This window comes from Streptomyces sp. NH27 (assembly GCF_056859195.1).
The window spans coordinates 1-22,463 of record NZ_JACEGK010000002.1; the positions used below are offsets into that span (position 1 = coordinate 1).

11 protein-coding genes are annotated in these 22,463 nt (G+C 69.0%); 2 read left to right on the top strand and 9 right to left on the bottom strand.

All coding sequences use genetic code 11. The features are described from left to right. The coding region (locus tag AC13HU_RS00550; RefSeq protein ID WP_483039658.1) for a glycosyl hydrolase family 8 at nucleotides 1–1,138 on the top strand (1,138 nt) is incomplete at its 5' end. A gap of 541 nt (nucleotides 1,139–1,679) precedes the next feature. Then, nucleotides 1,680–3,707 carry a HelD family protein gene (locus tag AC13HU_RS00555; RefSeq protein ID WP_483039659.1) on the top strand — a complete coding sequence of 676 codons (2,028 nt, stop codon included), beginning with the start codon at nucleotides 1,680–1,682 and terminating at the stop codon, nucleotides 3,705–3,707. A 206-nt stretch (nucleotides 3,708–3,913) separates the two neighbouring features. Here AC13HU_RS00555 and AC13HU_RS00560 read toward each other — a convergent pair whose 3' ends face one another. The 9 genes from AC13HU_RS00560 to AC13HU_RS00600 all read right to left on the bottom strand — a co-directional run bounded on the left by AC13HU_RS00560 (nucleotide 3,914) and on the right by AC13HU_RS00600 (nucleotide 22,441). Beyond that, nucleotides 3,914–7,645 (bottom strand): beta-galactosidase, encoded by a 3,732-nt coding sequence (locus tag AC13HU_RS00560; protein ID WP_483039660.1) that lies wholly within the window; start codon nucleotides 7,643–7,645, stop codon nucleotides 3,914–3,916. Between the two features lie 187 nt (nucleotides 7,646–7,832). After that, complete coding sequence (locus tag AC13HU_RS00565; protein WP_483039661.1) at nucleotides 7,833–10,745, bottom strand: RICIN domain-containing protein; 2,913 nt, start codon at nucleotides 10,743–10,745, stop codon at nucleotides 7,833–7,835. Between the two features lie 318 nt (nucleotides 10,746–11,063). Next, complete coding sequence (locus AC13HU_RS00570; protein ID WP_483039662.1) at nucleotides 11,064–12,827, bottom strand: glycoside hydrolase family 35 protein; 1,764 nt, start codon at nucleotides 12,825–12,827, stop codon at nucleotides 11,064–11,066. Nucleotides 12,828–12,944: 117 nt separating this feature from the next. Next, nucleotides 12,945–14,585, bottom strand: a complete 1,641-nt coding sequence (locus AC13HU_RS00575) for an ABC transporter substrate-binding protein (protein ID WP_483039663.1) — start codon at nucleotides 14,583–14,585, stop codon at nucleotides 12,945–12,947. Next, on the bottom strand, nucleotides 14,582–15,643 hold the full coding sequence (locus AC13HU_RS00580) for an ABC transporter ATP-binding protein (RefSeq protein WP_483039664.1): 1,062 nt from the start codon (nucleotides 15,641–15,643) through the stop codon (nucleotides 14,582–14,584). The genes AC13HU_RS00575 and AC13HU_RS00580 overlap by 4 nt, the downstream gene beginning before the upstream one ends. Beyond that, complete coding sequence (locus AC13HU_RS00585; RefSeq protein WP_483039692.1) at nucleotides 15,640–16,638, bottom strand: ABC transporter ATP-binding protein; 999 nt, start codon at nucleotides 16,636–16,638, stop codon at nucleotides 15,640–15,642. Before AC13HU_RS00585 ends, AC13HU_RS00580 begins: the two co-directional genes overlap by 4 nt. A gap of 89 nt (nucleotides 16,639–16,727) precedes the next feature. After that, a complete protein-coding gene (locus AC13HU_RS00590; RefSeq protein ID WP_483039665.1) occupies nucleotides 16,728–17,645 on the bottom strand; it encodes an ABC transporter permease in 918 nt (305 codons plus the stop codon). Beyond that, on the bottom strand, nucleotides 17,642–18,721 hold the full coding sequence (locus AC13HU_RS00595; protein ID WP_483039666.1) for an ABC transporter permease: 1,080 nt from the start codon (nucleotides 18,719–18,721) through the stop codon (nucleotides 17,642–17,644). The genes AC13HU_RS00590 and AC13HU_RS00595 overlap by 4 nt, the downstream gene beginning before the upstream one ends. 105 nt (nucleotides 18,722–18,826) lie before the next feature. Further along, nucleotides 18,827–22,441, bottom strand: a complete 3,615-nt coding sequence (locus AC13HU_RS00600) for an NEW3 domain-containing protein (RefSeq protein WP_483039667.1) — start codon at nucleotides 22,439–22,441, stop codon at nucleotides 18,827–18,829. Nucleotides 22,442–22,463: the final 22 nt, after the last annotated feature.

Sequence of the window (22,463 nt, forward strand, 5' to 3'; positions counted from 1 at the left end):
CGCCTTCCCCACCCACACGACCTACAAGGTCGGCGTCAGCCCCTCCGCCTCCCAGTCCGCCCGCGACGCCCTCGTCGAGAAGACCTACGACTCCTGGAAGTCGACCTACCTGGTGAAGGGCTGCGCCTCCGACGAGTACTACGTCTCCACCAAGGGCGATGACGACGCCCCCCACAACGGCACGGTCTCCGAGGCCCAGGGGTACGGCATGAACATCGTGCCGCTGATGGCCGGATACGACACCAACGCGCAGACCGAGTTCAACGGGCTGTGGCAACTGGTGAAGGACCACAAGGACCCCGACGGCCTCATGGAGTGGCAACTCGACGGCTCCAGCTGCAAGTACACCGACAGTGGCACCCCGGACTCGGCGACCGACGGCGACCTCGACATCGGCTACGGCCTGATCCTCGCCGACCGCCAGTGGGGCGGCTACACCGCCGATGCCAAGGCGTGGCTCGCCTCGTTCTACGCCCACGACGTCGCCCCCGACGGCCACCTCAAGGCCGAGGACGACGGGCCCGACACCGACACCCGGCCCTCCGACATGATGCTCGACCACCTGCGGGCGTTCGCCGCCTACGACACCGCCCACGACTGGAACAAGGTCGTCACCCGCACCGAAGCCGTCGTCAGCGAGTTCACCTCCGCGTACTCCTCGTCGGCCGGGCTGCTCTCCGACTTCGTGGTGAAGGCCGACACCACCAGCCCCAAGCCCGCACCCGCGGACTACCAGGAGGACCAGCCGGACAACATCGTCGGCTACAACTCGATCCGCGTGCCCTGGCACATGGGCACCGACGCGCTGCTCAACGGCTCCACCACGGCGGCGGTCGCCTACTCCACCGCCAAGAAGGAGTCGGCGTGCCTGAAGTCCTTGTCCGGCGGCAAGCCGGCCAAGGTGCAGCCGCACATCAAGCTCAACTGTGCCAACGGCAACGTCTCGGGCGACACCGAGGCGGAGGAGGCCGGGGACTCGGCCGGCCCCGCGGCGATGGCCTCCGGTGACCAGGCGTGGACCGACGCGATCTGGGCGCAGCTCGCCACGAACCCCTTCGAGGACGCCTACTACGGGGAGACGATCAAGATGATCGTCTCCATCGTGATGGCGGGTGACTACTGGAACCCGGCCGCCTGACGTCCTTCCGGCGGGGCGGGGCCGGGCGCTGCCGCCCTGCCCCGCCCCCGCTTTTCCCGAGCGCGGAAAAACATCGCAGTTGTTCAAGGGCGGGATATCCCATAAGGCAGACGGGCATCGGGATCGCGACCGGCAATAAACGGAACGGCGGAATGCGTGATACGTCATACGGTCAACCGTCATGGATTCGGTCGACAGGTCATGATGCGGTCCCGTACGCCCTCGGTCCTGCCGCTTCCGTCAAGTGCATCGCCAGGACCGGCGGACGGCTCCAGGTCATCGTCGTATGCACCACGTCAGACGCTCATTCGATACTCGGGGGAGTCGCGGCAGACCTTCATTTGCCCAGGTCGGAGCCTTCTTGACGCCATGACTGACGAACCCACCGCGAAACAGGACCAGGGCCACGGAACCACCGAGTAAGTCAAGACTTATCTTCGGGGAATTGTGACCGTATGATGTGGCTCGAATCGAAGGAGCCCCCCTGTTGTCACAAGTGAACGACCCTGCTGTGTGTGCGGTTGAATCGGAGCGGGCTTATGTGTCCACCTTGTACGAGCTGCTCACCGAGCGGCTTTCCGAGGCGCGAGTACACCGGGCGAGTGTGCTGAAGGCCCCGGCGGAAAGCGCTGGTGAGGCCCACGAGCGAGAGATCGCCGCTGAGCGTCTGGCCAGGGAAATCGGCCGGCTGGAGGGCGCCGAAAGAGGGCTGGTCTTCGGCCGCATCGACGGGACGGATGGCACGGCTCTGCGCATCGGGCGGATCGGCCTGCACAAGGAGGACGACGAGCTGCCTCTGCTCGTGGACTGGCGCGCGAACGCGGCGCGGCCCTTCTACGAGGCGACGCCGATCCACCCGATGAATCTGCGCCGCCGCCGGCACCTGCGCCTTGAGGAGCGCACGGTGATCTCGGTGAGCGACGAACTGCTCGACGGTACCGCCCCGACCGACGAAGACGTCGTGGGTGACGGCCCGTTGACCGAGGCCCTGTCGGCACGGCGTACGGGCAGGATGCACGCGGCTGTCGCGACGCTGCAGGTCGAGCAGGACGAGATCGTCCGCTCCGCGCACCGCGGGGTGACAGTGGTGCAGGGCGGGCCCGGTACCGGCAAGACGGTGGTCGCCCTGCACCGGGCGGCGTATGTCCTGTACGCGTTCCCGCGCGCCGCGGAGCAAGGTGTCCTGGTGGTCGGCCCGAATGCCCGGTTCCTCGACTACATCTCCCAGGTCCTTCCCTCGCTCGGTGAGAACGACGTCGTCCTGGCGACCTGCCACGCACTGGCCGGAGTGTCCACGGACACGGTGGACCCGTTCGATACGGCGCGTCTCAAGGGCAGTTCCGACCTCGCCGACGCTCTGGCCGGCCTGTTGCGCGTCCACCAAGCTCCCCATGGCGACTTCACCGTGCGGGTCGGACGGGAACCGGTTCACCTGTCCGGCGAGGAAGTCGCCACGGCACGCGAAACCGCCGTGGCAGCCGCACCGGGACACAACCCCGCACGGCAGGTGTTCAAAGAGCTCCTGGTCGACGCCGTCACCGACGCGATGCAACGAGACATGGGCGACCTTCTGGAGCAGATCGACGCCGACGCCACCGAGATGACGGGCATGGACCTCGACCGGTTCACCGGAGCCGCCCAGCGCCATGTCGAAGGTGCGGCCGACTCGGGTCCGGTCCACGAGCTGGACGTGGACGCCATCCGGGCCGATCTCCTCGACGACGCCGGCGTCGACCGAGCGGTCGAGGTGTTGTGGCCGCGGCTGATGCCCGGTGACCTCGTGAAGGCGCTCCTGACGGACGCCGACGCTCTCGCCGAGCACCTGCCCCGATCGACCGCGGAGGAGCGGTCACTTCTGCTGCGCGGCCCGGAACACCCGTGGACCGATGCCGATGCGCCGTTGCTGGACGAGGCGGCGAGCCTGGTCGACGGCCCGCCGGAGCGGACCTACGGGCACGTCGTCGTCGACGAGGCGCAGGAACTGACCGCCATGCAGTGGCGGATGATCGTCCGCCACTGCCCGGCAAGGGCGATGACCCTGGTGGGCGACTTCGCCCAGGCCGGCCCGGTCGCGACAGCCCGCGACTGGAAGGAAGCACTGAGCCCGCACGTCGGACCGCGGTTCAAACTGCACAACCTGACCGTCAGTTACCGCACCACGCAGGAGATTCTGGAGAGCGTCCGAGAACTGCTCGCGCGGATCGCTCCGGACCAGAAGCCGACCCGGTCACTGCGAAGCGGTGAGAGCCCTCGCACCGTGACCACGCCTCCGGACGGGTTGGTCACCGCCGTCGCCCAGGAACTCCGAGCCCAGAGCGCCGCGTACCCGGGCGAACTGCTGGGAGTGATCTGCGCGGACACCAGGGTGGGCGAACTGACGGCCCAAGGCATCGCACAACACGCACGCGTCGTGCCGGCATCCGAAGCACGCGGCCTGGAATTCGACGGTGTCGTCGTCATGAACCCCGAGGAGATCAGCACGGCCCGCCCCGGTGGGGAAAGGGACTTGTACGTAGCCCTGACCCGGGCCACCAAGCGCCTTTGCACCATCACCGTCCAGCCCGCCTGACGGATCAGCGCCCGCGTCGTCGCCGCGGGCGCCGACCGGGTGCGCCGCGACCCCGCCCTCGCAGCCGTCGACGCCGACTTCGTCCGCACCAAAGGCAATGCCGACGCCCCCGGGCCGACGGCGAGGAGCGGGATCTTCAGAACGGCTCTCCGGCCTGCACAACCCGTCGGGGTTGTGCAGGCCGGTGTTGTCGATCGCCTCGGGCCCTAACTGCAGGTGAGGATGGGGTCGGCCCAGTCGCCGTGGTCGTTGCCGTTGCCGTTGCCGCCGTCGCCGACGTTCAGGTCGAGGACCTGGCCGTCGGTGACGGGGACGTCGATGGTGACCGGTGTCGACTGCCCGGTGAGGACGGGGGTGGTGGTGAGGGCCTTGCCGTCGAGGATGACGGAGAAGGTGGACGAGCCCGGGTCGCCGTTGTCGATTCCGACGGTCGCGGTGAACCTGGTGCACTGTCCACCGAGGTAGATCTGCACGTCGCTGGGCGAGTTGGTGCCCAGGCCCTTGGCGTAGACGGTGCCGCCCAGCGTGAGCGGAGTGCCGTCGTTCGCGGCCTGCCCGCCGACGCTCTGGTCGCGTTCGACCGGGCCCCAGCCGTTGGTGGCCGACAGGAACGTCAGATCACTGACCTGGTTGGTGCCGGCGTGCGGCGGTTCGGGTATCGACCCGATGATCCGCTCGTCGGTGACGGTCTGGGAGTGGCCGCTCTGTTCGAACCGCACGGTGGTGGTGAGCGGGTTCACCTTGCCGGGGGTGGCCGGTGGGGTGACGTCCCAGGTGAAGGTGGCCGATGTGCCCGCGCGGACCCGTACGGAGCCGCCCGCCGCGGTGTGCCGGGTGACGGTCCAACCGTCGGGGGCCGCGAGGGTGGCGGTCACGTGGGAGGCCGCGGGCGTGCCGGCGGGCACCTCGACCGTCGTGGTCGCGGTGAAGGACTTGCCGCCCTGGACCGATCCGGGCACCTGGAGGGCGACCGACGGCTGGTGCGGGGAAGGCATGGCGTACTGCTTCTCGTTGTACCGGGGGCTGTTGTTCTGCGGGACGTTCAGGGAGGAGGCGTAGCTGCCGTAGTTGGTGAGCTCGACCTTGCCGAGCCCGCCGGTGCTTCCGTCGAGGTTCCACACGGCGATGGCGATGGTGTTCTTGCCGTCCGGGTTCAGCACCCCGTTGGGGACGGGGAAGCTGTGCTGGGGGCCGAGGTAGTTGACGTAGTTGCCCATGTCCCAGCCGTTGACGTAGATCTCGGCACGGTACTTGCGGGACGGGTCGTCGGTGAGGGTGAGCCCGAGCGAGGTGTCCTGGCCCTTGGGCAGGTGCAGGTTGACGTCGGTGGTGTACCAGGAGACGCCGGGGGTGGTGTCGGTGGCGGGCAGGGTGGTCGGGGTCCAGTTCCCGGTCGGGTAGCCGGGCAGCATGTAGCCGGCGCGCTCGCCGTACAGGCCGCCGGTGGCCAGCGGGCCGCGGACGGTGTCGACCGGGGTCTCACCGCCGCGGTTGCCCTGCAGCCGCCAGGTGATGGAGCTCAGCGGGTTCCCCACCAGGACGGCGCTGGTCAGACCGCGGACCGTGCTGTCGTCGGACCGTCCCCAGTTCTCGTCGTGTCCCATGTCCACGGTCAGGACGGAGACGACGTTGTCGCCGCCGGGCTTCACCAGGCCCGCGGGGAAGGTGTACGTCTTCTGGCCGTCGGCGGTGGAACTGCCCAGGAAGGTGCCGTTGAGCCACACCGAGGAGGCCGCCGCCCCGCCGCCGCTCGTGGTGGACAAGGTGATGCCGGTCGTCTTGCCGTCGCCGGTGAAGCGGCCGCGGTACCAGGTGGACCCGGTGTGGAAGCCGTAGTCGTCGGCGAACAGCACCGGAAGGGTGGCCGGAGTGGTGATGTCCGACGTGGTCTTGTCGGCCACCTGCCAGGACGAGTCGTTGAAGCCGGGTTGCGATTCGGGCGACTCCTGGATGTGCTTCCAGCCGGTGAGCGCGGGCACGGTGACCGCCGCCGCGGTCGGGAGCGTGCCGGTGAGGCTGCCGTCCTCCGTCGCGTGGGTGTGGACCGATCGCCCGTTCCAGGTCAGGGACTTGGCCGCGGACCAGACCTGGACCGAGCCGTCGGTGCCGATGTCGCCGGTGAGGGCGAGGGCCGTACGGTCGGCGGACGCGCCGCGCAGCAGGTGGGTGCCGCGGACCAGGACCGGGCCGGCCGCGGTGTCCTGCCGCCAGAAGGTCTTGGCGGTCGCGGTGTCGGCGAGCAGGAGCAGCAGCGGGTGACCGCCGCCGCTGATCTGGACCTGGGCCAGGCCGGTGTGCTGGTAGTTCAGCCGCAGGTCGCCGGTCGTCGCGTCCCAACTGGACGTCACGGTGCCGCCGGTGGAGGTGACGGTGGGCTTCTTGTCGTAGTGCAGGACGGTTTCGCCGTCGGAGCCGTGGTCGCCGTAGAGGACCGCGACGTCCCGGCCGCCGATGGTGGCGTTCGTCAGGATCTGCGAGGTCGAGTAGCGCAGCAGGTTCTTCGCGCCGAGGTCGTAGTCCGCCACGACGATCGAGGACTCACGGCCGTCGAGGGTCAGGGACGTGCCGGGCTGCTGCGGAACGGAGTAGGTCTGCGCGCCGAGGTCGATCTTCAGGTGCGCGCTGTCGGTGCTGGTCGCGTTCGAGTCGGCGTGCCGCAGCACATGGAACTGCGTACCGGTGTCGGGGTTGACCCGTGCGGTGTCCACGATCTTGGTGTTGTCGGTCGGGACCGCGGGCATCGCGTCGGTCTTGGTGAGCGGGGCGACGGCCTGGGTGAAGTAGCCGATCAGCTTGTCCTGGTCGTACTTCGGGTCGAGTTGGCGCGTCTCACGGATCGCGGCGCCGTAGTCGTAGGACGTGTAGTGGCTCATCATGCCCAGCCAGCCCCAGTTGGTGCCGCCGTAGGCCATGTAGAAGTTCTGCATGGTGGCGCCGACGGCGATGTTCTGCTTGTAGTACACGTCGGCGAACTGGTCGTTGTACTGCTTCGCGTAGGTGTCGTAGCCGGGCCCGCCCCAGTTGTCGAACCAGCCCCCCTGGTACTCCGCGGTCACCACCGGCTTTCCGGCCGGGTGGTCGTAGCTGATGTCCGGGACACCGCACTGCGACGGGTCGGCGCAGAACCCTCCGGGGTAGGAGTCGACTCCGTCCACGTCCAGGGCGCCCGTGCCGGAGTTGAACGTGCCGTTGTTGTTGCCGACCAGCGGCACGCTGATGCCGTCCGCCCTGGCCTTGTCCTCCAGGTGCTGCATGTACGCCCGGGCATCCGCACCGCTGTCGTAGAACTCGTTCTCGACCTGGTACTGGATCACCGTGCCGGTGCCGTTGGTGAGCTGGTGGCGGGCGAGGATGCGGTCGATCTGCGTCTGCCACTGGTCGGAGTACTTCAACCACGTCGGGTCGGTGGTGCGGGTGGAGGTGACCTTGTTGTGCAGCCAGGCGGGGAATCCCCCGCCGTCCACTTCGCCGTTGATGTACGGGCCGGGACGGGCGATCACGTACATGCCCAACTGGTCCGCCATGTCCAGCAGCTTGTCCACGTCACGCACGCCGGTGAAGTCGTAGACCCCCGGCGCGGGCGAGTGGTAGCCCCAGTCGAAGTACACCGACACGGCGTTGAAGCCGGCCGCCTTCATCTTCTGCAGCACATCGAGCCACTCGCCCTGGCTGGGCAGCCGGAAGTAGTGGAACTCGCCGGACCACAGATAGGTGCGCTTGCCGTCGATCAGGTACGAGTAACCGTCGTACGTCACCGAGTGTTTGCTGCCCGGCGGACTCGCGATCTGGCCGGATCGGCCGGACTGCGCGGCCACCGGCCGCGGCGCCGCCGTCGCACCGCCGGCCGCACTCAACCCCAGGCCGCCCAGCAGGGCGACGACCGTACCGGTCGCCAGGAAACGGTGCCGGAGCCGGCGTCTGACGCCTCTCAAGCTCATGGAAACCTCCACTAGTTGGATCACAGCGCTGAAGCGCTCCCGCTGCGGTCCCGCAGCATCGGGAGCGATCAGAGTTCGTGGACGCGGCCCGCCGGGTGGGCGCGTGCAAGGGGCCGCTCGACCGGCGCCGGTTGGTGCCGGCCGAGGGCCTGGTGTCGTATCGGCTAATCGGTGATGGTGGAGTTGCCTACTGGGCGATCACCGGGTAGTTCCATTGCTGGCTCGGCCTGGTGGCGTCGCAGGTCAGCTGCACGAGCGATGCGCCGTCGCTCGTGGAGGCTCCGTCCACGTCGAGGCACTTGCCGCTGCCGACCGAGATCACCTGGTACGCGCCGCTGCCGGGGACCTGAGCGAACCTCCACTGCTGGCTCGGCCTGGTGGTGTCGCAGGTCCACTGGACGATGGGTGCTGCGTCGCTGGTGGACGCCGCGGTCACATCGAGGCACTTGCCGCTGCTGCCCGACACCAACTGGTACGCGCCGTCGGCTGCGGGCGCCCGGACGAACTGCCATGTCTGGTTGGGCTTGTTGGTACCGCAGGGCCACTGGATGATCGATCCTCCGTCACTGGTGGACCCACCGGACACATCCACGCACTTCCCGCTGTTCCCGTTGGTGATGGGGCCCCTGTCGGTGGAGTTGACGCTGATCTCCGCCGCGGACGCGTAGCCACCGGTGGTGGAGTCGGCTTCGAGGCGGACGTAGCGAGCCGCCTGGGCGGGGAAGACCACGGTCCGGGGATCGGTGCCCGCCCGCCACTTGCCGGTGGCCACCTTGCGGAAGGCGGTGCCATCGGTGCTGGTGCAGATGGTGTAGCTCTTGATCGTGCCCTTGGCGCCACGGCCCTGCGGAGGCACGTAGGTCAGCGCGCCGACCTTGTTCACTCCGCCGAGGTCGACGGTGACGGACTGGGGCCTGCTGGACTTCTCGCTGCTCCAGACGGTCGCCGGGTCGCCGTCGAGGGCATTGCGGACCTCGCTCCCGGCGCGCTGGCTGGTGGCGGTGGCCGTGGCCTGCGCGGTGCCGGCGGGAGCGGTGACGGTGACATGGGTGAAGTCGACGTTGGCGAAGCTTCCGACCTCGAAGCCGGTCTGCCCGGTGGCGTGGCTGGTGTCGGTGACGGACGCGACACGCGTGTGGTCGATGTACGCCTCGATGGTCGAGCCCTGCATGTTCAGTGCCAGGTTGTGCCAGCTACCGGTGCCGGGCGCGGTGACGGTGCCGCCGGCCAGGGTGGTGTCGGTCGAGCTCTGGCTCTCGGTGTACAGGCTCCAGGAGCCGTCGGTGGCGAGCTTGAGGTGGTACGCGGAGCGGTCGTGGTCGGCGTGGTCGACGCGGCCGAGCAGTTCCGCCGAGGTCGACGGTTGCTCGAACCTGACGTCGGCGCCGGCCTGGTAGTCCTTCCACGCGGGGTCGCCGAGGAAGGTGGTGGGGGTGTAGTTCATGTCCGGGTGCCACGGGAGCGGGGCATGGGTGATGACCTGGCGCAGGCACCCCGTCGTTCCGGAGCCGCTGGGGCAGGTCGCGGCCTCGAACGCGCCGGCCCAGTCGTGGAAGTACCGGGGCGAGGTGCCGGCCGGGTAGGTGGAGAAGTCGTTGCGGTACGGCAGCGGTTGGGTCTGCGAGGGCGGCGGGACGGCACTGCCCTTGGCCTGATGGCTGGTGGTGGTGAGGGTGTAGACGGAGCCGGGCTGCAGGGTGAGCGAGTAGCTGCCGTTGTGGGGGGTGATGTCCGCTTCCTGGTTGAACCACTGGGCGGGATCGGTGGAGGCGACGTTGCTGTGCCAGACGTGCACGGCCTTGGTGGACAGGCCGCCCTGCACGGTGAGGTCGACGGTCTGGGCGGCCTGGGCGTCGGTGGTCTCGATGACCGTGCTGTAGTCCCGCCCGGACTTCAGCGTCACGTAGCTGCCGCTGTGCGGGTCGCCACCGCTGCCGGTGCCGGCCAGGTATCCGCTGGCGCCGTCCAGGTACTTCCAGCCCGGTTGGGCGAACTGCGTGGTGTGCGCCATGACCCAGATGTCACGGCCGACCGTGTAGGACCCGGACCAGGGCTGGTCGGCCATCAGCGGCGCGGCGCCGTAGAACGGCTCGTTGGACGGCCAGGAGCCGACCAGCGGCCACTTGATGTCCGCGGTGACCTTGGCGTCGATGTATTCGCGGTTGAGGTTGCGGGCCAGCGCCTGCGGGTTCGCACCGTCGCTGTCGTTGTCGTCCTCGGAGACCCACAGCGGCTTGTCGAGCCCCTCCGCGACGGCGCTGCCGGGGCAGCCGGTGTACGAGGGGCTCGAGTGCCAGCACACGCCGTGCAGGCCGACGACGCCGACCGCGTTGTCGAACGCGCTGTCGCCCGCGAGGTCGTCGGCGATCGACCAGTTCCCGCCGGTGTTGTCCTCGTCCGGTGCCACCAGAGCAACGGCCGAGTTGCCGGTGCGGTCGAGGTGAGCGCGCAGGGCCTCGAAGTACGTCTTGTCGGGAGTGTTCTCGTTCCAGCCGCCGAGGTAACCGACGTTCAGATGGTGGGACTTCGCGCAGCCCAGCCATGTGGTGAGGTAGTCCATGTCGTCCTGGGACCACATGTAGGGCTGCCCGGGCGAGGGGTTGTCGGGATCGTCGACCCCGATCCAGCCCGGTGCGGCCCACTCCAGGCCGACGAACCTGATGTGCGGGTTGCGGGCGGCGGCCTGTTCCATGATCCACCACTCGTAGCCGGCGTCGCAGTTCACGTGGCCCTTGGTGCGCTCGATGCTGGGCTCGGGCCCGTCGGTCGAGTTGGCGTCGCCACCGATCTCCACCTTCAGGATCTGCATGCTCGCGCCGTAGTTCGGCTTGAACAGGTAGTCCAGGATCTGGCTGCGCTGCGGCTCCGGATAGTCGATCAGCGCGCGGGAGTTCGCACCGCCACCGCTGACAGTGCCGATGCCGTCGAAGGTCCGGCCGGGCGAGCTTCCGTTCACGGTGATCGACGTGGCCGTGGCCGCACCGGCTCGGGCCGGGGCCAGCAGGACCGCCACCGAAGCGATGATCACCGCCAGGACCGCGGCAAGCGCCACGAAGCGGCTCTCACCGCCTGTCCATCGTCGTTCCCAGTGCGTGTACATGTGACTGCCTCCTCGAGGACCATGTCCTCGTCAAGTGGAGTGACGGCCGACTCGGTGGAACGAAGCGGGAAAGGGGCGACCAAGAAATCCAACCGAATCGAACTCAACCGATCAGATTCGCTCAGCGGCCAGAGGCTAGGCAGGTTCCCGCACTGCGTCAAGGTTTCACGCCGGTAACTTCCGCTGTGCGGACTGGCGTGCCACGCCGACGCATGACAACGAGGCGTCGGACGGCGCCAGGAACGCCCGGCGGCGAACGCTCAGGAACGCCCATCCAGTGGACAGAAACCGACACCACCTACGGTGCCGGGCCGCGGGTCATCCCAGATCCGGGGCGTCGCGGATGGCGACCGTCGGCCCTGCCCGGTGGAGCTCCAGGACCACGATCTCGTTGCGGCCGGCCGTCCAGACGGGGGCCGGCGCGTAAAGGGTGCGCCCTGGGCCGCGGCTCCAGTAGCGGCCCAGGGCGAAGCCGTTGACCCACACCATGCCCTTGGTCCAGCCGGGCAGGGCGATGAAGGCGTCGGCAGGGGCGTCGAGTTCGACGTCGAGGCGATGGAAGGCCGGGTGCCGGTCCGCGGGTTGCGGGCTGAACCGGAGCCCGGTCAGGTCGCAGAGGGGGAGCGGCCGGATGTCCCAGTCGAACTGGAACTGGGTGTCGACGCGTACTCCGCCGGTGATACCTTTGCGGTCGCCGAGCAGGGGGCCGTAGTTGATCCGGCCCATGTTCTCCACCAGTATCTCCAGTTCGGCGCCGTCCGCCGGCACGTCGACCGGCAGTTCGGCGAGCGGGTGGTCGCGGTCGAGGACGCCGATGGGGGTGCCGTCGAGGAAGACCTGCCCGCGGTCGGCGAGGCCGTCGACGCGCAACATCGCGGCGGGCACCGGCCCGCGCAGCCGCGTGCGGTAGTGGATCAGCCCCAGGTTCTGCCCCAACGCCTCCATGGGCTCGGGCGACAGGCGGCGAACGGCGGTGGAAAGGACGTCCAGCGACTCCCGCAGTGTCGTGGTGCCCGTGACGTTCAGCGAGCGTGGGGCGAGCCGGTCGGGCGGCGGGGGCGGCTCGTGCGCGATGGGGCCGGTGTACCGGGCGATGACGTCCCGGAAGGCGTGGAACTTCGCGGTCAGCTCGCCCGCCTCACCGACCGGGGCCCCGTAGTCGTAGCTGGTGCAGGTGGGTTGGTAGGTGTTCCCGTCGTGGTTGGCGCCGTTCCACCAGCCGAAGTTGGTGCCGCCGTGGCCCATGTAGATGTTGACCGAGGCGCCTTGGGCGAGCATGCGGTCCAGGTCGGCGGCGGCTTCCTCGGGGTCGCGGACGTGGTGCTTCTCGCCCCAGTGGTCGAACCAGCCGTTCCAGTACTCCATGCACATGAGCGGGCCGGTCGGTTGGTGGCGGCGGAGCACCGCGAGCGATTCCTCGGGGTCGGAACCGAAGGTCGCGGTGGCCAGGATTCCGGGTACGGTGCCGCCGCGCAGGACGTGATCGGTGGCGCCGTCGGCGGTGAACAGCAGGCAGTCGGCGCCTCGGCGGACCAGCCCCTGCCGCAGGTGTTCGAGGTAGCCGGTGTCGTTGCCGTAGCTTCCGTACTCGTTCTCGATCTGCAGGGCCACCACCGGTCCGCCGTTGCCGGCCAGCAGCGGGACGAGGACGGGCAGCAGCACGTCGAACCAGGCGTCCACGGCGCTGAGGTAGCGTGCGTCGCCGCGCCGCAGGCGCAGCGCGGGATCCGCCAGGAGCCAACCGGGCAGACCGCCGAACTCCCACTCCGCGCAGATGTACGGCCCCGGTCGGACGATCACGTCCAGACCGAGCCGGCCGGCGGTGGTGATGAAGGCGGCGACATCGGCCGGCCCGGTGAAGTCGTAGCGCCCCGGGACGGGTTCGTGGAAGTTCCAGGCGACATAGGTCTCGACGGTGTTGACGCCCATGGCGCGCAGCCGCCGCAGACGGTCCTCCCACAGTTGCGGGTGGACCCGGAAGTAGTGAATGGCCGCGGACACGATCTGATGAGGCGCCGCTGCGCGCAGCAGACCGGAATCGGTGAGGGTCAGCTCCGCGGCTGCGGGTGGCGTGGCGTTCACGGCTCTCCTAGAAGAACGGGCAGGAGGGGATATGCCGGGCGGGCGGCAGGGGAGTGCCGCCCGCCCGGAGTCGCCGGGGTGGCGCCGGTAGCGCCCGATCCCGGAAGGCGGCGTCCGTCAGGAGGCCGGACGCAGGTGTTGCAGCGTGAGCGTGGTGTCCGGGCCGGCGGAGGTGTACGGGGTGTACTGCGCGCTGTCCGGGGTCGGCCAGCCGGTCCAGTGGGTGGTGGTGATGTCGGCGAACGATGCCGAGGCACCGATCGGTATGAACGGCGCCTGCTGGGCGAGGATGTTCAGGGCCGGCCCGGTGAGCTGCGCCAGTTTCGCGGTGTCGGCGGGGTCCACGGCGGCCATCTGCTGGATCAGCTTCGTGTAGGCAGGGTCGTCGAAGCGTCCGAAGTCGGCCGTGGCGGGCTTCCCGAGCGGCTTCGCGTTGTCGCCGCTGAACGCCGCCAGGGCGCCGTAGATGCTGCCGTCGCCGGACGGCGGGGTGAACGCGGTCTCCATGTCGAAGTCGCCGACCGGTTCCTTCTGCGTGAAGGTGGCGTCGGGCATGTTGGTCACGGTCACGTCGAGCCCCAGGGCCCTCTTCCACTGGTCCTTGAGCGCCGCGCCCATGTCCACCCAGTTCGCGTACGGCTGGTAGATGTTGAGCGTGAGCGGGTAGCTCTTGCCGGCCTTGGTGAGCCGGCCGCCGCGCACGCTCCATCCGCCGGCGGCCAGTTCACTCCTGGCACCGGTCACGTCCTGTTGCAGGACCTTGCCGGCGAGATCGGACGGGAGCCAGGTGCGGCCGAGCGTGTTGTTCAGGCCGGACGGGTTGACGGCCGGCTGCCCGGTGCCCATCACCTTCAGGATGTCGTCGACCTTGAGGGCCTTGGTGAGGGCCTGCCGCACGTGGACATCGCCCGTGGGGCCACGTTGCGTGTTGAACAGCACGCCTTCCGAGCCGATGAGGGCGTACACCTGGTACTGGTGGTGCGCGGCGTCCGGCGCCACGAAGTTCTGCTGCGCGCCCTGCCAGGACATGGTGCTCCAGTCGAGCTGGTTCTTCAGCAGCAGGCTCCTCGTGCTGGACTCCTGGGCCGCGACGATCGCCACCTTCTTCACGTGCGGGAAGGCGCCGTTCCAGTAGTCGCCGCGGATCTTCAACGTGATCTGCTGGGGGCTGAAGGAGTCGAGCGAAACCGGTCCGGTGCCCACCGGGTCCGGGTTGGTGAAGGTCTTCACGTTCCGGGTCGCCCAGATGTGCTCGGGATAGACGTCGCGTCTGCCGAACGCGCTCAGATCGGTGAAGGCGGGCCGGGGGTAGTGCACCACGACCGTCGACGCGTCGGGCGCGTCCACGGACGTGTACTGGGCTCCGGTGACATTCAACTCGGGGTGCTTGAGCGGCACTTCCAGGCTGAACTTCACGTCGTTCGCGGTGAACGCCCGGCCGTCCGACCACTTCACCCCGCTGTGCAGATGGAAGGTGAGGGTCCTCCCGCCGTCGCTGAACGCCCAGGAGTCGGCGAGCCACTTCTGCGGCGTCGTGTGCTGCGGGTCCACCCGGATCAGGGGCTCGTAGAAGAACGCCACACCGGCGTTGGGCGCGGGGGCGAACGGATTCCAGCCCTTCTGGAACGACTGGTAGGGGCCCGTGGTCAGCCGCACCGTGTCCGTCGCCGAGGACGACGTGGTGTGGGCGGTGCTGCACGCGGTCAGTACGGACGCGGTGGCGACCACCGCGATCCCCGCACTCAGCAGGCGTTTCATGAGAGGTCCTTTCCGAGGTGCTGCTCTTCGAGTTCGGCCGAACGGCCGTGTTGGTGGAGCCAGCAGTGCGCCCACTGGCCGTCGTCGAACGTGGTGCGGTCCGGGAACGAGCGCCGGCAGTCGTCCATCGCGAACGGGCAGCGGGGATGGAACCGGCATCCGGCGGGCGGATCGGCCAGGTCCGGTGGTTCCCCCAGGTCCGCGGTGCCCGGCTGGTCCCGCAGCCCGCCACCCGGCCGGTCCGGGTCGGGCGAGGAGTCGATGAGCAACCGCGTGTAGGGGTGTTTGGGCGACTGGATCACCGCTTCCTTGGGCCCGCCCTCGACCATCTGCCCCGCGTACATCACCCGGACCTCGTCGCACAGGTAGCGGGCGCTGGCGATGTCGTGGGTGATGTAGAGCAGCGCGAGACCGTCCTCGTCACGCAGCTTCGCCAGCAGGTTGAGCACGTCCAGCCGGATGGAGACGTCCAGCATGCTGATCGGCTCGTCGCCGAGCAGGACGCTCGGCCGCACGGCCAACGCTCTGGCGATGGAGATCCGCTGGAGTTGCCCGCCGGACATCTCGTGCGGGCGCTTGTCGATGAACTCCTCGGCGGGGGTCAGATTGACCTTCCGCAGCAACTCCAGTACCTGCTCCTCGACTTCGCTGCGGGTGCGGGCGTGCCCGTGGATCTGCAGGGCGCGCCCCAGGATGTGCCGCACCCGGTGCAGCCTGTTCAGCGACGAGAAGGGGTCCTGGAAGATCAGCTGGACCTGGCGGAAGTAGCCGCGCCCGGCCTTGGGCGCCGGCCGCCCGCTCAGCCGGATCTCCCCGGAGGTGACGGGATGGAACTGGGCCAGCAGCCTGGCCAGCGTGGTCTTGCCGCTTCCGCTCTCGCCCACCAGGGCCACGACCCGCCCTCGACGCAGGGTGACGCTCGCGTGCTCGACGGCGTGCACGGTGGACTTGCGGCCGAGGGCGTCCCGCACGGTGAAGTGCTTGGTGACGTCGACCGCTTCCAGCACGGTGGCGGCGTCGTCGTGGCGGGAGCCGGCGTCGGGCGTCGTGGAGGTCATGGAGTCGTCACCTGTCCGTCGGGGTGCCGGTACAGCACGCAGGCCACCTGCCGGTCGCCGGTGTCCGAGGGGACGGCCCGCAGTTCGGGGAGAACCTGCGTGCAGGTGTCCATGCGATGGGCGCACCGGGGGGCGAAGGCGCACCCGGGCGGCGGGTTGCGCAGGTCGGGTGGGCTGCCGGGGATGCTGGAAAGCCGTGACACGGGGGCGTGCAGCGGCGGGAAGGCGTCGCGCAGCCCGCGCGTGTAGGGGTGTTTCGGGTCGGTGTAGAGCTGCCGTGCGGGCCCGGTCTCCACGACGCGCCCGCCGTACATGATGGCGATGCGGTCCGCGAGTTCGATGAGCAGGGACAGATCGTGCGTCACGAAGATCACGGAGAAGCCCAACTCGCGTTGCAGGCGCAGGATCTGGATCAGGATCTGCCGCTGCATCACCACGTCCACGGCCGTGGTCGGCTCGTCCATCACCACGAGTTCCGGATCGCAGGCCAGGGCGAGGGCGATCAGGGCGCGCTGCCGCATCCCGCCGGACAGTTCATGGGGGTAGGAGCGGGCGCGGTCGGGTGCGATGCCGACCATGCGCAGCAGCCGGGCGGTGCGTTCGTCGGTCTCCGCTCGACTGATGCCCTTGTGGTGCTCGGCGATGACGTCGGCGAACTGCGCGCCCAGGCGCATGACCGGGTTGAACGCGGCCATCGCGCTCTGCAGGACGATCGCCAGCTCCGTCCAGCGCAGTCGCCGCAGGCTGCGTTCGTCCAGCGTGACCAGGTCCACCGGTTCCCGGTGCGCGGGGTGGTAGCGGATCTGTCCGCCCGTGGTGAGCGCCGGCGGGCGTTGCAGGCGGGTGAGGGCCGTGACCAGGGTGCTCTTGCCCGAACCGGACTCCCCGGCGATACCGAGGATCTCGCCGCGCCGCAGCGTGAACGACACGTCCTGGCACGCGGGTACGGGGCCCTTGTCGGTGAGGTACTCGACCGTCAGGGCCGACACCTCCATGAGGAGGTCGGTGCCCGTCGGACCAGGGCCGGGCACCGCGCCGGCCCGGGTTCCCGGGTTCGGCGAGGACTGTGGTGTCTGCGAGGTGTTCACGCGGCCTCCCGGACCGTACGGCCGGCGCGCCGCGACGCCAGATACGCCGCAGCTCGGCGCCGTGCGGCGCGGTTGCTGTACTTGAGGGTGGGGTTGCCGACCTCGTCCACGCCGAAGTTCACCAGGGCGGTGGCGGTGCCGATGAGCGCGATGCACAGGCCGGGCGGTGCGAACCACCACCACATGCCCCGCAACACGCCTTCCTGCTGCTGGGCCAGGGCGATCATGGTTCCCCAGGTGATGGTGTCGCCTCCGCCGATGCCCAGGAAGCGCAGGCCCGCTTCCGAGAACACCCCGACCACCACCGCACGCAGGAACAGCGAGGACAGGATTCCGGTCAGGTGCGGCATGATCTCCACGAAGATCATCCGGCGGCGGCTCTCGCCGATCATGCGCAGGGCGACGGCGAAGTCGCGGTTGCGGAGCGACAGGGTCTGGGAACGCAGGTAGCGGGCGGAGACCGGCCACTCGAAGACCGCGATCAGCAGGGCGATCGTGAGGGAGCTGACCTTGCTGAGGTAGCCGGCCACGATGAGCATCAACGGAAAGCTCGGCAGTGTGGCGAACACATTGGTGAAGGAGGTGAGGACCTGGTCGGTCCTGCCGCCCAGGAACCCGCCGGTGACCCCGATCGCCATCGCCAGGGCCGTGGCCAGCAGCCCGGAGACCAGGCCCACCACGACCGAACCGCGGCAGCCGGTGATCAGCTGGGCCAGCACGTCCTGACCCGACGTGGTGGTGCCGAGGAGATGGCTGCCGGAGGGCGCGGAGCCCAGCGCCGAGTAGTCGATACGGTGCGGATCGGTGTGGAACACGCTGCCGACCAGCCACGGCCCGACGAGGGCGAGCAGGACGAAGAGGCCGATGACGACCAGCCCGGTGCGGACCTTGCCGCTTGCCAGGAACTCCCTCACCGTTCCTCCCTCGTCCTCGGGTCCAGCAGGACGTAGACGGAGTCGGCGATGAGGTTCGCCACCAGCACGCCGAGCGTGATCATCAGGAAGATCGTCTGCATGAGCGGGTAGTCGTGGCTGGTGACGCCCTGGAAGAGCAGGTAGCCGAGGCCGGGATAGGTGAAGACGATCTCGGCGAAGACGACTCCGCCGAAGATCGAACCCAACGCCAGGGCCAGCCCGCTGACATTGGGCAGCAGGGCGTTGCGCGCGGCATAGCGCAGCATCACCCGGCGCCGGCTGAGGCCCTTGGCCCGGGCGAGCAGGACGTAGTCCTCACTGACCGTGGTGACCATGACATTGCGCATGGAGAACGACCATCCGTTGACGCCGATGAAGATCAGGGTGAACGCCGGCAGGGCGCCGTAGCGGAGCACGCTGAGCAGGAACCAGAAGTTGTTGAGCTGGAAGGGGACGTTCGGGTCGTAGCCACCGGAGATCGGGAACCAGCCCAGGGAGAACCCGAAGACGTACACCACCAGCAGGGCGAGCCAGAAGGGCGGAAGGGAGTACAGGAAGGTGGTGACGGGGGTGAAGAGCGAGTCGAAGCGCCCGCCCGGCCGCCAGCCCGTGTAGGCGCCCGCGAGCGTGCCGAGCAGCCACCCGAGCACGGTCGTGCTGCCGGCCAGCAGCACGGTCCACGGCAGCGCCGAGGCCACCAGGCTCGACACCGGGGTCGGGTAGTGACTCGTCGACAGCCCGAAGTCCAGGTGGGCGAGACTGTTCCAGTAGCCGAGGTACTGGTGGAAGAGGTCGTGGGTGGGGTCACCGTAGAAGAGCCGCACCGCTTTGACGCTCGCGGCGTTGGGCGTCACGCCCGTGGTCTGCTGGAGATTCCTCAGCAGTGTCGCCGCGGGGTCGCCCGGCATGAACCGCGGAATCAGGAAGTTCAAGGTGATGGCGGCCCACGCCGTCACGAGGTAGAACCCCAGCCGGCGCAACAGGAACATCCATCGTGCCGGAGAGCCCGACCGCGTCCGGCGGCCTTCCCGGACAGCGGGCGGCGCCTCGACCGCCTGGGTGAGTCCATCAGCCATCCCTGCTCCGTTTCGTTCGTCGACTTCTCGAAGTGCCCGTGGGACACGGTGTGTTCGATGAGGAGGGACGGTCGGCGCCGTGGCCGGCGCCGACCGTCCGGCGGGTCAGCCGACCGTGGTGGCGAAGATGTGCAGGCCCGAGCTGTCGGGGAGGGTCAGGTAGGCGATGGTCTTGCCTGCCTGGAGGGTGACGGAGGTGCCGTAGATGTTGACGGGGATGTCGGTGCTGCCGCCCCGGCCGGCGTTGCGCCGGGGGAGGGTGGCGAGGATGTCGCTGCCGGTCGCGGGACTGGTGCGGGTCCAGTCGTTGACGGTGAGGGCGTAGGACTGGGTGGTGCCGTCGGTGTAGGTGACGGTGCCGGTGCCCGAGACATCGCCGGTGCCGGTGGCCAGGAAGCCGAGCTTGGCGCCGGTTCCGGTGAGCGCGACGGTCTGGCCGCCGGCGTTGATGTTGTCGGGGGTGCCCGGTGTGGTGTCGGGCCAGGTGAAGGTCAGCCCGTCGTGGGTGATCTGGGCTCCGGGGGTGAGCCCGGCGGCGGTGAGGGTCTGCGCCGACAGGCTCCGGCCGCCGCCGTCCAGGTCGCCCGCGGCGGGGTTACTGTCGTCGCTGATGCCGGCGTTGTCGAACGCGGCCTGGACGGAGTTGTAGGGCACGGCGATCTGTCCGGTGGCTTCGTCGGTGACGGGTGCGCCGCGGTAAGTGGCCCTCGCCGTCAGGGTGTTGGCGCCCGGCTTGGCGTCGGCGGGCGGGGTGACCTGCCAGGTGGTCGTGGCGGTCTGCCCGGCCTTGAGGGACGGGAAGGTCGCCGGGGTGGTCGCTTTGGCGGTCCAGCCGGCGGGTGCGGTCAGCGCGACGGTGGCGTCGGGCAGGTCATGGCTGCTGCCGTTGGTGTAGGTGGTGGTCACGGTGGCGGTGGTGCCGGATTTGACGAGCGTGGGCGTGGTGATGGCGACGGGGTCGGGTACCGCGATCTGTGTGGTGGTTTCGGTGCTGGTCCTGGCGCCGTCGTAGGTCGCCTGTGTCACCAGGGAGTTGGTGCCGGGTTTGACGTCGGTGGGGGGTGTGAGGTGCCAGGTGGTGGTGAGGGTCTTGCCGGGGGCGAGGCTGCGGGTGCCGGCGCCGGTGGTGGGCTTGGCGGTCCAGCCCTTGGGTGCGACGAGGGACAGCGAGGTGTGGTGGAGGGTGGTCGTGCCGGTGTTGGTGTAGGTCGAGGTGACCGTGGCGGTGCCGCCGCGCTGGACGGTGGTCGGGGCGTCCATCGTCACGGGGGCCTTGACGTGCTGGGGTGCGCTGTAGGTGAGGAAGCGGATGTTGGCGGTGGAGCCGTTGGTGCCGGTTGCGGTGTAGCTGATGTTCTGGTCGCCGGTGGTGTAGGTGGCGGTGCCCTGGGCGGTGACGGTGCCGAGTTGGTGCCAGGTTTTGTCGTAGACCTTGGCGGTGGTGGTGCCGTCGGCGACGAGGTATCCGTCGGAGGGGACGGTGGTGGGGAAGGTGACGGTCTTGCCGTTCAGGGTGATGGACGGGTTGGTGACGCTGCCGCCGGATGCCTGGAGTTGGAACTGCAGGGGCTGCGCGTCATGGGTGTTGGTGTACTTCCATGTGCTGGTGGTGCCGTCGCTCGGCGCGGTGAGGGCGTCGGCGGGGTACTCGACGTTGTAGAGATTCCACTCCTTGCCCGGTTGCACGGTCTCCAGGTGCCAGTAGGAACTCATGTCCTGCATGGCCGTCATCTGCTGGTCGGTGAAGGCGTGCGCGTTGCGGGCGGCCTCCCACTCCTTCCAGGCGCCCAGGACCTGGTCGGTGTTGCCGCTCGCCTTGAGCGCCGAGACACTGGTCTGCATGCCGGCACCGGCGTTGAAGGCCGCCATCTTCGACAGCTCCCACTCCTGGGACAGCACGGAATCGCCGGGTCCGTAGCCGCGCCAGCCCATCATGTGGGGCATGTAGTTCCGGTCGTAGTACGGCTGGAACTGCATCGCGGTGGGTGGCCAGCCGGTGCCGCCCAGATCACCGTTCTCCGCGCCCCAACCCACCCGGGTGGTCGCGTCCCACGTGCCGGGCAGCAGGTTGCTGGCCTCGGAGATGAAGTCGTCGCTGCTGTCGAGCTTGCGGTACGTGCCGTTGACCAGCCTGGTGGTGCCGAACAGCCCGTAACCCGCCAGCGAGGCGGTCTCCAGACCGTCGTAGGACATGGCCTTGACACCCGTGGTGTTCGAGATCTGGGCGAGGCGGCCGGCGATTTCGGGGATGATCGGCATGCCGCCGACGAACTGGCCGTAGGCGTAGCGCTGGATGCGGGTCAGGTCGCTACCGGCCGGTTCGGCGGCCGCGGTGGTTCCCCACATGGCGCGGGAGTTGAGAGTGACCTGGTATTCGGTGGCGGAGCCGGGGACCTTGGTCACGGCGCCGTAGTTGAGGAGTTCGTTGCCGACGCGCAGGATGTTCTCGTTGCCGCCGGTGAAGATGGCGTCGCCGTCGACGTAGGCGGTCTTGGCGTCCGCGGCCAGGGGACGGGTGAGTTTGACGGATCCCATGGTGGCGAGCCCGTCGCTGGGCGCGGGGGTGACGTAGGGGTCGTTGGTGTCGATCAGGTTCGACAGCGTGTGGACCCCGACCTTGAGCCCGTAGCCGGCGGCGGTGTCGACCAGCCCGGTGGCTCCGGCGTCCGAGCCGCCGAAGGCGGAGTCGAACTGGTAGTGCCCCGCGGACTGCCATGGCCCGTCCGCGCCCGGCAGCGAGTAGAGGTAGCGGATCCCGGCCTTGTTGGCGTACTTGCTGGCGTCCGTGACATCGGCGGTGTCGAGGTCGCTGAGCACCAGGAAGGACTGCGATGCGCCCTGCGAGGTCTTCTCCCACTGGCCGTCGACCTTCGTGTGCGGCAGTGCCTGTCCGGTCTCGATGTGCGAGAGGGTGTTGAGGACGTCGCCGGGCGCGGTGCCGAACAGGGCGATCTTCGAGCCCTTGATCTGCGCGTCGCCGCCGCTCAACGGAGGGATGGGCTCGTTCGACTCGTGCTCGTCGTCCCAACCCACGTACCGGTGGCGGGTCTTGGTGTAGTCGTACGTGTACGCCTGAAGGATGCTGCCCCAGGTCGTCTGGTGTGCGGCGAACCAGCCGTAGGGCCAGTTGAAGAGCGGTTCCTGGGTTCCCTCGGTGTAGCTCATGCTCTTGAACTCGTCGGGCCAGCCGGCGGGCGTCTTGTCGTTGAGCCCGTGGATGCCGATCGCGAAGTCGTTGTCGTGCACCACACCGACGGTCTCGCCGACGGTCTGCGTGATGCTGGTGGTGATCGGGCCCCACAGCAGGGTTTCCACGTCCACCCCGGAGGGGGCGTCGAGGCTGGTCACCTCGAACGTCGAATAGCCGGCGCCGGCGGCGACCTTGACGCCGACCCTGATGTTCTTCCCGCCGAAGGTGAAGGTGTAGGTCGACTTCGCCGCGTTGTACGACAGGGCGGTGGGCTTCTGCTCGGCGCCGTCGACGACGAGCCTGATCAGCGGGGTCTTGTGCTGGGTGTCGGCGTAGTTCCGGTCATGTGCCGGGTCGAGCAGGCTCGTGACCGTGCCCGTGGCGTCCAGGCCGATGCGCAGCGATCCGGCCTGAATGGTGAACCGGCTCGCGCTGGACGCGGCGTGTGCGGCGGGCGCGAAGGTCGCCGCCATGGCGAGTACCAGCACCGGCGTCGCTGCTCTCGAAATCGTGCTTCGTCGCTTTCTCATGAGGTCTCCTCTGCTGGGCGGA

What these genes read in the sequence shown, in the direction of transcription:
- AC13HU_RS00560 (WP_483039660.1), bottom strand. Translation starts at nt 7,645, where the DNA reads ATGAGCTTGAGAGGCGTCAGACGCCGGCTCCGGCACCGTTTCCTGGCG.
- AC13HU_RS00565 (WP_483039661.1), bottom strand. Translation starts at nt 10,745, where the DNA reads ATGTACACGCACTGGGAACGACGATGGACAGGCGGTGAGAGCCGCTTC.
- AC13HU_RS00575 (WP_483039663.1), bottom strand. Translation starts at nt 14,585, where the DNA reads ATGAAACGCCTGCTGAGTGCGGGGATCGCGGTGGTCGCCACCGCGTCC.
- AC13HU_RS00580 (WP_483039664.1), bottom strand. Translation starts at nt 15,643, where the DNA reads ATGACCTCCACGACGCCCGACGCCGGCTCCCGCCACGACGACGCCGCC.
- AC13HU_RS00585 (WP_483039692.1), bottom strand. Translation starts at nt 16,638, where the DNA reads ATGGAGGTGTCGGCCCTGACGGTCGAGTACCTCACCGACAAGGGCCCC.
- AC13HU_RS00595 (WP_483039666.1), bottom strand. Translation starts at nt 18,721, where the DNA reads ATGGCTGATGGACTCACCCAGGCGGTCGAGGCGCCGCCCGCTGTCCGG.
- AC13HU_RS00600 (WP_483039667.1), bottom strand. Translation starts at nt 22,441, where the DNA reads ATGAGAAAGCGACGAAGCACGATTTCGAGAGCAGCGACGCCGGTGCTG.